The following is a 13,153-nucleotide window of genomic DNA, read 5'->3' as shown; positions in this document are numbered from 1 at the left end:
GGGTCCAGGGGGCGGAGCCCCCTGGTTGCCTCAGTCGGTCGGCGTGGACGTTGCCTTCAGGGAGAGCCAGAGTTCCATCCGGACGTCCGGGTCGTCCAAGGAGCGGCCGAGGATTTCCTCGACGCGGCGCATGCGGTAGCGGAGGGTGTGCCGGTGCACGCCGAGATCCGCGGCGGCGGCGTCCCACTGCCCGTGCCGCGAGAGCCACGCCCGCAGCGAGGCGACGAGATCCCCGCGCCCGGTGGCGTCGTGGTCGCGCAGGGCGCGCAGCAGCCCGTCGGCGAAGGCACGCACGGCGTCGTCCGCGAGCAGGGGGAGGACAGACCCGGCGGCCAGTTCCTCGTGCTCCACGAGGCACCGCCCGCGCCGCCGCGCCACGGACAGCGACTGCTCGGCCTGCTTGTAGGCGGAGGCCGCGGCGATGGGCCCGGCGGGGGCGGAGAGCCCCATGAGCGGCCCGGGCTCCTCGGCCTGCTCACGGCCATCGGCCCGCCCCGCGTCGACGAACGCGGCGTACTCCACGGCGGCCAGCTGCGCCGCGCCGCCGTCCGCGACGAGCAGCACGAGCCGCTCGCCGTAGGGCACGACGAGCAGCGCCTCGCCGAAGCGCGCCGCGGCCGACTCGACGGCGTCGACGAGCCCCGCCGACCAGGCGCCCTCGGCGGCCCCTGCCGCGTCGCCCGCGGCCTCCGCCGGGCCCGCCGCCTCCGCGACGACCAGGCGGAACGGGGCGTCGAGCAGCTCGCCGTACAGATCACCGGCGACGGCCCGGGCGTGGTCCGGTTCCCCGGCGAGGAGCATCCGCAGGACGGCGGAACCGATCCGGGCCTCCGCGGCCTGCAGTGAGCGGGATCGCTCGGTGGTGAGGGTGAGGAGGGCGATCGCGGAGTGCACGGCGTACCGCTCGGCCGTCCCGAGGGTGGACGCCGTTCCCACGGCGAGCGCGGCGCGCGGCCGCCGCCCGGTGCCGAGGGTGTGCAGCTCGACCCGGTCGTCGGCGCCGGCCACGACGAGGCTCGCGGGCGCGGGGCGGTCGCGCAGCCGCTCCACGTCGGCGGTGAGCCGGGCGGCGCGGCGGGCGGCCCACTCGGGGGCGGGGCGGCCCACTCGGGCGCGGTGGCGACGACGGCGCCCGAGGCGTCGTACAGCGCGGCCCAGCCGTCGACCTGTCCGGCGAGCGCGCCGAGCAGCCCCTGCGCGCCGTCGCCCAGTGCCTGCTTGGTCAGCTCGCGCTGGGCGGCGAAGCCCGCGGTCACCGCGCGGTACTGGTCGGCGGCGATCGCGGCGGAGACGGCCTTGCTGATGGCGAGGAAGGGGGTGCGGCGCGGCACCTCGAGGAGCGGGAGCCCCTCCGCCCGCGCGGCCTCGACCAGCGCCTCGGGGATGTCCGGGTAGTTCACGCCGACCGCGAAGCCGAGCCCGACGACGCCCGCGCCCACGAGCCGCTTCACATAGCGCCGCATCGTCTCCGGGTCCTCCGCGTCCAGCTTCAGCGCGGTGATCAGGAGCAGCTCGCCGCCCTCCATGTACGGCACGGGGTCGGCGAGCTCGCTGACGTGGGCCCAGCGCACGGGGGTGTCCAGGCGGTCCTCGCCCGCGCGCACGGTGAGCTTGAGCGCGGAGTGGTGGACGAGCGAGGCAAGCGTGGGCGGCATGGGACCTTCAGGTCGTACGGCGGCGGAGTCCGGTCGGCTGGGACCGCGGGCTGGTGCGGGTGCGGGTGCTGCTGCGGGTGCTGCTGCGGGTGCTGCTGCTGCGGGTGCTGCTGCGGGTGCTGCTGCGGGTGCGGGTGCGCTGAGCTGGTGCTGCTGCGGACACGTGCTGCCGGCGCCCGCCTGTTGATCTTTTGGCCGCCACGTATGACGGCTACGGTCGATTCTGCCTCACCGTACGGTCGCCCCGGGGGGCTTGCGGGGTATGTACGGCAGCCTTTAACGCACGCCGCGGGCGCACTCGCGACGCGTTCACGCCCCCTCGGCTCAGCCCCGCAGATCCACCAGCAACGGCGGCGCGTGCTCCCCCCGCACATCCGTCAGCGAGAGCACCGCGTGCCCCGGCGGCACCGCGTGCGCCAGTTCGGAGGCCGACCAGCGCTCGCGCTCGACCTGGCGGACGGTCACCGCGCGGGCGGTGGGCGCGCGGCCGGTGATCACGCGGCGCAGGACGTGCACGGCCTTCCCGGCCGGGGTCTCGGCGATGATCTGGCGGTCGGTGACGTCCCGCGCCTCCGTCCACTCCTTGCCCCAGACGTCCGCGAAGTCCTGGCCGTCCCACGGGGTGAGCCCGGACAGGGCCATGCGGCAGCCGACGGCGCCGAGGAGGGGCGTACGCAGCGGCCGCGGCGCGTCGTCCAGCGTCCGCAGCGTCATCACGACCCCCGCGTTCGCGGACCGCAGGCGCTGGATGCGGCGGACCGCCTCCGGGGTGACCGTGCCGGTGGCGTCGTCGAGGACCAGGCAGGCGAACAGCGAGCGGTCCTCGCGTACGGCGGCCGACGCGGTGAACTGCGCGAGCACGAGCCGCGCGAGGATCCGCGAGGCGTCCGCGTGCCCGCGCTCCGGCAGGTCGATGCGGACGCGCACGGGGTGGTCCAGGGCGCGCAGCGAGAAGGGCGTGGACTGGCCCGAGGTGTCGAAGAACGCGGCGAACGCGGGCCGGTCGAGCAGCGCGATGCGGTCGGCGAGGACCGCGCCCGGGTCCCCCGGGTGCCCCAACTGCCGCTCCCGGGCGTCGAGTTCGCGCAGCATGGCCTCCTGCCCCGCCTCCTGGAGGGCCTTGCGGAGCTCGCCGAGCGGTCCCGGCACGCCGTCGAGCAGGGCGCGCAGCTGCGGTACGGAGGGGAAGCGGCCGTTGACCGCGTGGAAGGGGCCGAGGAGCTGGGCGAGGACCGTCGTCGAGCGGCGGCTGTCGGCGCCGGGGTGCGGGTCGACGAGGTCGCCGACGAGCGCCTCGGCGAGCACGGCGGCGGCCTCGTCGGGGTCGGTCGTGCCGCCGTACAGGTCGAGGTCGTACACGGAGTCCGGATGGCCGACGCGCACCACCACGTCGTAGGCGTCGCCGGGGCCGAGGCCCGCGCCCGCCGCGCCCACCACGACGACCGCGGCGCGCCCCGCGAGGGCCTGCAGACACAGGGCCTCGGCGAGCGGCCACACCACCGTGCCGGTCTTGCCGGACCCGGCGGGACCGACGGCGAGCAGCGAGGTGCCGATCAGCTCGGGCCCGAGCGCGAGGCCCGTGCCCCGGTAGGCGTACGGGTTGCGCGGGTCGTCCACCGTCGTGCCGAGCCGGACCTGCGCGGTGGCGAGGTCGTGCCGGGCGCCCCGCTGGGGCAGGTCGCGGTCGCCCGAGGGGTGCGGGCAGGCGGCGGCGCCGTCGCGGACGACGGCGTCGGTGAAGGCGGCGAGCGGGCTGTTGCCGGAGCGGACGGAGCGCCAGGCGCGGGCGATGCGGGCCACGTCGATGTCGCGCATCCGCCCGGCACGGGCATCGGCGGCCAGCCGATCGGCGGCGGGCCCGGCCCCACCGGCGCGCAGCTTGGGCCACTCGGCGGGGTCCGCTTCGGGAGCGGGCTGCGGCTCCGCCGGCTCCGGACGGCGCAGCCGCGGTGCGACGAAGCGGCGCCAGACCTCGTCCCAGCGGCCGATCTTGCCGACGCCGATCATGATGGCGAGCACGATCAGGAGGGTGTACCCGTCCCACACCAAGAGGTTGACGACCTGGCTCTCGCTGCTGCGCCAGGAATCCGGCGTGAACAGCTCAAGGGGGACGATCCACCAGCTGCCGAGGTATCCGTTGTTGAGCAAGGACCAGATCAGCCAGCCCACCAGGAACGCGATACCGGCCCCGGTCAGGAGTTGCCGAGTCGGGACGACTTCCGGCTCCTGCTCCGGCCGAGGCACATGCCCGAACCGCCAGACGCCGGGCGCGGCCCCCGGGCGCGGGGTGCGCAGCCAGGCGAGGAACGATTCGCCGTCGGCCCCCGGCGCGGCGCCCGGCGCCCGCGCCGGAGGCGGCGGCACATACGTCAACCGCGCGCCCTCGGCGGAGCCGCCCCGCACCGGCGTGGCGTGCGTACCGCGTGCGTCGTGCGTGCCGTCGGAAGTCATGGCCCTTGCCCCCTGACCTGCCCTGTCCAGTGGTTCGCGGCTCAATCTAGTGCCCGTACGCGGCCCAGGGACCGGACCCGCGCCGATCGCGCCAACCGGTCGCTATGTCCACGACGGACAACGCCCTCCCACAACATCTCCCCCGTGGAGCATGCCCGCTCCCCTACCCCGCCCCTAACCTGCGAAGAAAGTAGTCGAACGTCCGCAACACCCCACCCCCAGGAGCTCTCATGACCGACCTTCCCCAGGAGCGCCGCGTCGTCACCGCCATCCCCGGGCCGAAGTCCCAGGAGCTGCAGGCCCGCCGTAGCGCCGCGGTCGCCGCCGGCGTGGGCTCCGTGCTGCCCGTCTTCGCGGCCCGCGCCGGCGGCGGCATCATCGAGGACGTCGACGGCAACCGTCTGATCGACTTCGGTTCCGGCATCGCGGTGACGAGCGTCGGCGCCTCCGCAGAGGCCGTCGTGCGCCGGGCCTCCGCCCAGCTGCAGGACTTCACCCACACCTGTTTCATGGTGACGCCGTACGAGGGCTACGTGGCCGTCGCCGAGGCGCTCGCGGAGCTGACGCCGGGCGACCACGCCAAGAAGTCCGCGCTGTTCAACAGCGGCGCCGAGGCCGTCGAGAACGCCGTCAAGATCGCTCGCGCGTACACCAAGCGCCAGGCCGTCGTCGTGTTCGACCACGGCTACCACGGCCGCACCAACCTCACGATGGCCCTGACGGCGAAGAACATGCCGTACAAGAACGGCTTCGGCCCGTTCGCGCCCGAGGTCTACCGCGTCCCGGTGGCGTACGGCTACCGCTGGCCGACCGGCGCCGAGAACGCCGGGCCCGAGGCCGCGGCGCAGGCCATCGACCAGATCTCCAAGCAGGTCGGCGCGGAGAACGTGGCCGCGATCATCATCGAGCCGGTGCTCGGCGAGGGCGGCTTCATCGAGCCCGCGAAGGGCTTCCTGCCGGAGATCGTGAAGTTCGCCGAGGACAACGGCATCGTCTTCGTCGCGGACGAGATCCAGTCGGGCTTCTGCCGCACGGGCCAGTGGTTCGCGTGTGAGGACGAGGGCATCGTCCCGGACCTGATCACCACCGCCAAGGGCATCGCGGGCGGCCTGCCGCTCGCCGCCGTGACGGGCCGCGCCGAGATCATGGACGCCGCGCACGCGGGCGGCCTCGGCGGCACCTACGGCGGCAACCCGGTGGCCTGCGCCGGCGCGCTCGGCGCCATCGAGACCATGAAGGAGCTCGACCTCAACGCCAAGGCGAAGAACATCGAGGCCGTCATGAAGGCCCGCCTCGCCGCGATCGCCGAGAAGTACGACATCGTCGGCGACATCCGCGGCCGCGGCGCGATGATCGCGATCGAGCTGGTCACGGACCGCACCACGAAGGAGCCGAACCCGGCGGCGACCGGCGCGCTCGCCAAGGCCTGCCACGCGCAGGGCCTCCTCGTCCTGACCTGCGGCACCTACGGCAACGTGCTGCGCTTCCTGCCGCCGCTGGTCATCGGCGACGAGCTGCTCAACGAGGGCCTGGACATCATCGAGGCCGCGTTCGCCGAGATCTGAGCGAACCGGACCGTATGCTTCGGGACAGCCGGAACAACCCCTGACATACAGGGGGACCTCACGCGCCGTGGAAGCCATGACCTGGGGTGACGGTCAGGGGCTGTGAAGAACGTGTGGGAGCCCCATGACGGGATGCCGTTCCGGCTGTTGGCCCTTCAACTCCTGACGTACGGTTTCTGCAGATGAGAGAAACACCCCGCTCACAGGAGACTGTGAGCGACACCGGGTCGGAGCCTCCCCAGCCCCGCCCTGGGCGTGCCTTCGCGCACACACCTGGAGCCCATGGCTCCGGAACTCCTCACCGATCGGATGGCCGCCCGCCCCAAACCCCCCGGGGCGTGCGGCAGCCCGGTCCCATCGGCCGTCTCGGAACTACCCCCCCTGTTCCGAGGCGGCCGACCACTTGGCTGCTGCTGGGCAGCGTCCTCCTCTTCGCGCTGTGCACCTCGATGGCGGCCGTCGAGGGTCCGCCGCGCCGCCTCGACGAACGCGTCGGCCGCGCCCTCGCCGACAGCCGCCTTCCCGAAGCCGCCGCCGAACTCCTCGCGGACCTGGGCAATATGACGGTCGCGGTGCCCGTGCTCGCCCTGGTCGCCGCGGGCACCGCCTGGCGGGCGCGCCGCGCCGGCGCGTTCCGCTGGTGGCTGCCGCCCCTGACCGCGGTCCTCACGATGGCGGCCGTCCCGGTCCTGGTGATCCCCCTGAAACTGGCCGTCGACCGCGCGGCCCCGCCCGGCATGGACGGCAGCGGCTACTACCCCTCGGGCCACACGGCCACCGCCGCGGTCGCCTACGGCGCGGCCACCCTCCTCCTGCTCCCCCTGGTGACCGGCACCTACGCCCGCCGTGAACTGGTCATCGGCTGCGCCCTGTTGAACGCCGGCGTGGGCCTCGGCCTGGTCCGCAGCGGCTACCACTGGCCGCTGGACGTCCTCGGGAGCTGGTGCCTGGGCGGGATCCTGCTCCAGGTCATGATCCTGACGATCACCCGAAGTAGCTGTCGAAGTTCTTCGAGAACTCCCAGTTGTTGAAGCGGTCCCAGTTGATGGACCAGGTCATCAGGCCCTTCAGGGCGGGCCACTTGCCGTGGGGCCGGTAGGTGCCGCAGTTGGTGTTCTTCGTCAGGCAGTCCAGGGCCTTGTTGACCTCGGCCGTGGAGACATGGCCGTTGCCCGCGTTCACCGAGGCGGGCATGCCGATGGCGACCTTCTCCGGGGGCAGCGGCGGGAACACGTTGGCGGTGTTGCCCTTGACGGGGAAGCCGGCGAGCAGCATGTCCGTCATGGCGATGTGGAAGTCGGCGCCGCCCATCTGGTGGTACTGGTTGTCGAGGCCCATGATCGGGCCCGAGTTGTAGTCCTGGACGTGCAGCAGCGTGAGGTCGTCGCGCAGGGCGTGGATGACCGGCAGGTAGGCGCCCGCGCGCGGGTCGGCGCCCCACTGGCCGGGGCCGTAGTGCTGGTAGCCGAGCTGCACGAAGAACGTCTCCGGGGCCATGGTGAGGGTGAAACCGGGGCCGTACTTGGCCTTGAGGGACTTCACGGCGGAGATGAGGTTCACGATCACCGGGGTCGTGGGGTTCTTGAAGTCGGTGTCGTTGGCGTTCAGCGACAGCGAGTGGCCCTCGAAGTCGATGTCGAGGCCGTCGAGTCCGTACTCGTCGATGATCGCGGAGACGGACGAGACGAACCTGTCGCGGGCCTGCGCGGTGGCGAGCCGCACCTGGCCGTTCTGGCCGCCGATGGAGATGAGGACCTTCTTGCCCTGGGCCTGCTTGGCCTTGACGGCGGCCTTGAACTCGTCCTTGGTCTCGACGTTCGGGCACTCGGTCTTCGGGCAGAGGCCGAAGCGGATGTCGCCGGACGTGGCGGAGGTCGGCTCGCCGAAGGCCAGGTCGATGACGTCCCAGCTCGCGGGGGTGTCCGCGAGGCGCGTGTAGCCGGAGCCGTTGGCGAAGCTGGTGTGCAGATAGCCGACGAGGGCGTGCGCGGGCAGCGCGCCGGCGCGGGCCGGGGAGTCCCCGGGCCTCGGATCCGCCGCGCCGGGCGCGGCCAGCAGGCCGGACGCCGCGAGCGCGAGAGCCGCCGCCGCGGTGAGAAGTCGGGGTCTGCGCAGGGGTGAGCGGAATCGTGAGCGGTCCACAACTGCCTCCGGCGGTGGGGGGATTGGGGAGGTTGCCGTGCGCGACGCGCCCAAGATGGTCCAGACCAATGCGGTTGTCAAGGTTTCGGGCAGCACCGCCTCCCGCCGCGCGGTACCCGCGTCGGCACGCCGCTCACTCCCCGCTACTCCCGGGGTCTCCGCCGCACCCGGGGTCTCCGCCACTCCCGGGGTCCCCGCCACTCCCGGGGTCCCCGCCGCGCCCGGGGCCGTCGCTGCCCGAGCCCTCGTCACCCTCGTCACTCCCGGCACTCCCGGCGCCCGCGCCCGTCTCCCCCGCGAGCGACGCCGCCGCCTCGTGCATCGCGAGCTCCAGCAGGGCGGGGTCGACGAGCGTGCCGGAGCCGTCCGGCGGGATCAGCCAGCGCACCCCGCCGGTGGACCGCCCCGGGAAGGGCACGACGATCCAGGTGCCGCGGCCCGCGCCGCGCACCCCCGTCCCCACCCAGCGCGCCACCGTCCCTGCGGGCACGAAGAACCCCATGCGGGAGTCGCCGAAGTCGGCGAGCACCGGACCGGGCCGGTCCACCACCCGCGTCAGCACGTCCAGCGTGGGATAGCCCAGCTCGCCGGGCAGGATGAGCACGTCCCAGAGCCGGCCCGCCGGGAGCAGGACGACCCCGAGGGGGTTGCGCTCCCACTCCCAGCGGCAGGCCGCCGGATCGGGCGCCACGGACACCAACCACTCCACCGCCGACTTAGGCCCCGAGCCCGTCATGGCACAACCTTCCTCTCGTGTGTCACGGATACGCGTGTCACGAGGGAGAGGGGCCCTGGGGGCGAGCATTACGCGGGTTCGGCTACTGAGTGGTAGTGAAGCGGGTCACGGGACGCGGCGGGCGTACGCCGGTGGACCTTGCCGTCGTCAGGACGTCATGCCGATGTCGCGTCGGCCGTCGATGCCGCGTCAACTGGCGACGCCGCGTCAACTGTCGAAGCCGAGCCCCACCTTGTCCATCGCCCGCAGCCAGACGTTCCTCCGGCCGCCGTTCTCGTCGGCCCGCGCGAGCCCCCACTTGGTGAGCGTCACTCCGGCCCAGGCGAACGGCTCGGGCGGGAACGGCAGCGGCTTGGAGCGGACCATCTCCAGCTCGGTGCGCTCCGTGCGCTCGCCCGCGAGCAGGTCGAGCATCACGTCGGCGCCGAACCGGGTGGCGCCGACACCGAGGCCCGTGTACCCGGCGGCGTACGCGACCCGCTCCCCGTACGCCGTGCCGAAGAACGCCGAGAAGCGCGAGCACGTGTCGATCGCGCCGCCCCAGGCATGGGTGAAGCGCACCCCCTCCAGCTGCGGGAAGCAGGTGAAGAAGTGCCCGGCGAGCTTGGCGTACGTCTCGGGGCGGTGGTCGTACTCGGCGCGCACCTTGCCGCCGAAGGGGTAGATCGCGTCGTACCCGCCCCACAGGATGCGGTTGTCCGCCGAGAGCCGGAAGTAGTGGAACTGGTTCGCCGCGTCGCCGAGGCCCTGGCGGTTCTGCCAGCCGATGGCGGCGAGCTGGTCGGCGGTCAGGGGCTCGGTCATGAGGGCGTAGTCGTACACCGGGACGGTGTACGGGCGCACGCGCTTGACCAGGGACGGGAAGACGTTCGTGCCGAGGGCGACCTGGCGGGCGTAGACCCGGCCGTAGGGCGTGCGGATCGCCATGCCCGCGCCGGGTGAGGCGAGTTGGAGGGCCGGGGTGTGTTCGTAGACCCGCACGCCCAGGTCGCGGCAGGCGCGCTTGAGGCCCCAGGCGAGCTTCGCCGGGTGCAGCATGGCGACGCCGTCGCGGTCGTAGAAACCGCCGAGGAAGGTGGGCGAGTTCACCTGCTTGCGCAGCTCGTCCTCGTCGAGCAGCTCGGCGCCGCCGGTGAGGCCGAGGGCGTCCATCTCCTCGTACATCTCGTGGAGTTCGGCGAGTTGGTGGGGCTGCGTTGCGACGTCGATCTCGCCGGTGCGCTCGAAGTCGCAGTCGATGCCGTAGCGGGCGACGGCGGCCTCGATCTCGTCGAGGTTGCGGGCGCCGAGCTCCTCCAGCTTCGCGATCTCCTTCGGCCAGCGCGCGAGGCCGTTGGGCACGCCGTGGGTGAGGGAGGCGGCGCAGAAGCCGCCGTTGCGGCCGGAGGCGGCCCAGCCGATCTCGCGGCCCTCGACGAGGACGACGTCACGGCCGGGGTCGCGCTCCTTGGCGATCAGGGCGGTCCACAGGCCGCTGTAGCCACCGCCGACGACGAGCAGGTCACAGCGCTCGTCGCCGACCAGGGCGGGTTCGGGGTCGGGCTTGCCGGGGTCGTCGAGCCAGAACGGGACCGGCTTGGCTTCGGCGAGAGACTTGGTCCAGCGGCGGGTCATGGCGCCAGGGGCCATGATTTCCAACTCCTTCAGAGATCCTAAAGAGATTTCTTGGCGCGGCGCTTTCCGATGAGCATTCCTGCCACGACGAGAAGGACCGCAATCAGGAACATCGCCGTACCGATCACATTGATTTGAACGGGCGTGCCCCGCTGCGCGGATCCCCAGACGAACATGGGGAATGTCACAGTCGATCCGGCGTTGAAGTTCGTGATGATGAAATCGTCGAAGGACAGCGCGAAGGCGAGCAGCGCGCCCGCGGCGATCCCGGGGGCCGCGATCGGCAGGGTGACCCGCAGGAACGTCTGCACCGGACCGGCGTAGAGGTCCTGGGCGGCCTGCTCCAGGCGCGGGTCCATGGACATCACGCGTGCCTTCACGGCCGTCACGACGAAGCTCAGGCAGAACATGATGTGCGCGATGAGGACGGTCCAGAAGCCCAACTGGGCGCCCATGTTGAGGAACAGCGTGAGCAGCGAGGCGGCCATGACCACCTCGGGCATCGCCATCGGCAGGAAGATCAGCGAGTTCACGGCGCCGCGCGCCCGGAAGCGGTAGCGCACGAGCGCGAAGGCGATCATCGTGCCGAGCACGGTCGCGCCGAGCGTCGCCCAGAACGCGATCTGCAGGCTCAGCGACAGCGAGCCGCACATGTCGGCGACGCCGCAGGGGTCCTTCCAGGCGTCCGTCGAGAACTCCTGCCAGGAGTAATTGAAACGGCCCTTCGGCTTGTTGAAGGAGAAGACCGTGACGATGACGTTGGGGAGCAGGAGATAGGCGAGCGTGACGAGTCCGGCGAGGACGACGAGATTCCTGCGCAGCCAGCGGAAGAGCGAGGAGAACACAGAGAAGACGGCCATCAGACGAGATCCTCCGTCCCCGACTTGCGGATGTAGAACGTCACCATGAACAGGATCGCGGCCATCAGGATGAAGGAGAGCGCGGCCGCCGTCGGGTAATCCAGAATGCGCAGGAACTGCGTCTGGATGACGTTGCCGACCATGCGGGTGTCGGTGGAGCCGAGCAGGTCGGCGTTGACGTAGTCGCCCGCCGCCGGGATGAAGGTGAGCAGCGTGCCGGAGACCACGCCCGGCATGGACAGCGGGAACGTCACCTTGCGGAAGGTGGTGGACGGCCTGGCGTAGAGGTCGCCGGCGGCCTCGTGCAGCCTGCTGTCGATGCGCTCCAGCGAGGTGTAGAGCGGCAGGATCATGAACGGCAGGAAGTTGTACGTCAGTCCGCAGATCACCGCGAGCGGGGTGGCCAGGACGCGGTCGCCGTCGGTGGCGCCGAGCCAGCTGGTGACGTCCAGGATGTGCAGGCTGTTCAGGGCGCCGACGACCGGGCCGCCGTCGGCGAGGATCGTCTTCCACGCCAGCGTACGGATGAGGAAGCTGGTGAAGAACGGCGCTATGACGAGGACGAGGATCAGATTGCGCCAGCGGCCCGCGCGGAACGCGATGAGGTAGGCCAGCGGGTAGCCGAGCAGCAGGCACAGGATCGTCGCGGCGCCCGCGTACATGACGGAACGCAGGAACTGCGGCCAGTAGTCGCCGAGCGCGTCCCAGTAGGTGGCGAAGTGCCAGGTGACCTTGTAGCCCTCTTCGAGGGAGCCGGTCTGTACGGACGTCGATGCCTGGTAGACGAGCGGCAGCGCGAAGAAGACGAGCAGCCAGAGGATGCCGGGGAGCAGCAGCCAGTAGGGGACGAGGCGGCCGCGCCTGCGGGGCTTCGGCGGTGCTTCGGGCTCCTCTTGCGGCGGGGCCTTGGTGAGAGCGGTCACGCGTCCTCCTCGACCTTCTCCACGCCCGCGTCGGCGTCCTGGTCCGCGTCCAGGCCGAAGGTGTGCGCCGGGTTCCAGTGCAGGACGACGTCCGCGCCCGGTACCAGGCGGGCGTCGCGCTCGATGTTCTGCGCGTACACCTCGAAGGCGGCGCAGACGGGGCTGTTGACGACGTACTGCGTGGAGACGCCGATGAAGCTGGAGTCGGCGATGCGGCCGGTGATGCGGTTGCGGCCCTCGGGGATCGCGCCCGCGTCGTCGGCGTGCGTGAGCGAGATCTTCTCCGGGCGTACGCCGACGAGCACCGTGCCGCCGGTGGTGGCGGGCGCCGTACATCGCGCCTTGGGGAGCGTCAGCTTCCCGCCGCCCGCCTTCAGGAAGACGTCGTCGCCGCTCACCGACGCCACCTCGGCCTCGATGAAGTTCGACGTGCCGAGGAAGTTGGCGACGAACGTGGTGCGCGGGTTCTCGTACAGATCGGCGGGGGCGCCCTGCTGCTCGACGCGGCCGCCGTTCATCACGGCCACGGTGTCGGCCATCGTCATGGCCTCCTCCTGGTCGTGGGTGACGTGCACGAAGGTGATGCCGACCTCGGTCTGGATGCGCTTGAGTTCGAGCTGCATCTGGCGGCGCAGCTTGAGGTCGAGGGCGCCGAGGGGCTCGTCGAGGAGGAGCACCTTGGGGTGGTTGATCAGCGCGCGGGCCACGGCGACGCGCTGCTGCTGGCCGCCGGAGAGCTGGTGCGGCTTCTTGCGGGCCTGCTCGCCGAGCTGGACCAGGTCGAGCATGTCGCCGACCTGCTGCTTCACGGACTTGATGCCGCGCCGGCGCAGGCCGAAGGCGACGTTCTCGAAGATGTCGAGGTGCGGGAAGAGCGCGTACGACTGGAAGACCGTGTTCACCGGCCGCTTGTACGGCGGCAGCGCGGTGACGTCCTGCTCGCCGAGGCACACGGTGCCGGTGCTGGGCTCCTCCAGGCCGGCGATCATGCGCAGCGTGGTGGTCTTGCCGCAGCCGGAGGCGCCGAGCAGCGCGAAGAACGAGCCCTGGGGCACGGTGAGATCGAGCGGGTGTACGGCGGTGAAGGAGCCGTAGGTCTTGCTGATACCGCTGAGGCGTACGTCGCCGCCGTGCTCTTTGGGTTCTTTGGCAGTCGTCATGTTGGCGTCCAGAGGAGGTCGAGGTGTTACCGCTGTGGGCAGGGCGG

General features: G+C 72.0%; 8 protein-coding genes and 2 pseudogenes. 2 read left to right on the top strand and 8 right to left on the bottom strand.

Annotation, left to right across the window (positions count from 1 at the left end):
- Positions 1–30 precede the first annotated feature (30 nt).
- Positions 31–1,655: pseudogene (locus STRAU_RS17350) on the bottom strand (PucR family transcriptional regulator).
- 324 nt (positions 1,656–1,979) lie between these two features.
- Positions 1,980–4,106, bottom strand: coding sequence for a hypothetical protein (locus STRAU_RS17345; RefSeq protein ID WP_037660068.1), 2,127 nt, complete (start codon positions 4,104–4,106; stop codon positions 1,980–1,982).
- A 230-nt stretch (positions 4,107–4,336) separates the two neighbouring features.
- Here STRAU_RS17345 and gabT point away from each other — a divergent pair, with 230 nt between their 5' ends.
- Positions 4,337–5,671, top strand: a complete 1,335-nt coding sequence (gene gabT / locus STRAU_RS17340; RefSeq protein ID WP_016641646.1) for a 4-aminobutyrate--2-oxoglutarate transaminase — start codon at positions 4,337–4,339, stop codon at positions 5,669–5,671.
- A gap of 338 nt (positions 5,672–6,009) precedes the next feature.
- Positions 6,010–6,702 (top strand): phosphatase PAP2 family protein, encoded by a 693-nt coding sequence (locus STRAU_RS17335; RefSeq protein ID WP_310592252.1) that lies wholly within the window; start codon positions 6,010–6,012, stop codon positions 6,700–6,702.
- Here the strand turns inward: STRAU_RS17335 and STRAU_RS39605 are convergent.
- The 6 genes and pseudogenes from STRAU_RS39605 to STRAU_RS17305 all read right to left on the bottom strand — a co-directional run.
- Positions 6,656–7,672 (bottom strand): annotated as a pseudogene (locus STRAU_RS39605) (chitinase); the annotation flags it as partial. The gene STRAU_RS17335 and the pseudogene STRAU_RS39605 sit on opposite strands and share 47 nt — an antisense overlap.
- Positions 7,673–7,946: 274 nt before the next feature.
- Entirely contained in the window at positions 7,947–8,549 is a 603-nt protein-coding gene (locus STRAU_RS39600) for a hypothetical protein (protein WP_037660066.1), read from the bottom strand.
- A 207-nt stretch (positions 8,550–8,756) separates the two neighbouring features.
- Positions 8,757–10,178, bottom strand: coding sequence for an NAD(P)/FAD-dependent oxidoreductase (locus STRAU_RS17320; RefSeq protein WP_037660063.1), 1,422 nt, complete (start codon positions 10,176–10,178; stop codon positions 8,757–8,759).
- Positions 10,179–10,201: 23 nt separating this feature from the next.
- Complete coding sequence (locus STRAU_RS17315) at positions 10,202–11,023, bottom strand: ABC transporter permease (protein WP_016641641.1); 822 nt, start codon at positions 11,021–11,023, stop codon at positions 10,202–10,204.
- Entirely contained in the window at positions 11,023–11,946 is a 924-nt protein-coding gene (locus tag STRAU_RS17310; RefSeq protein ID WP_016641640.1) for an ABC transporter permease, read from the bottom strand. Before STRAU_RS17310 ends, STRAU_RS17315 begins: the two co-directional genes overlap by 1 nt.
- Positions 11,943–13,106, bottom strand: coding sequence for an ABC transporter ATP-binding protein (locus tag STRAU_RS17305; RefSeq protein WP_016641639.1), 1,164 nt, complete (start codon positions 13,104–13,106; stop codon positions 11,943–11,945). Before STRAU_RS17305 ends, STRAU_RS17310 begins: the two co-directional genes overlap by 4 nt.
- Between the last annotated feature and the right edge of the window lie 47 nt (positions 13,107–13,153).

Source organism: Streptomyces aurantiacus JA 4570 (assembly GCF_000414115.1).
Classification (GTDB): domain Bacteria; phylum Actinomycetota; class Actinomycetes; order Streptomycetales; family Streptomycetaceae; genus Streptomyces; species Streptomyces aurantiacus_A.
The sequence above is the reverse complement of the archived record's forward strand: the minus strand, read 5'-3'. Positions and strand labels throughout refer to the sequence as shown.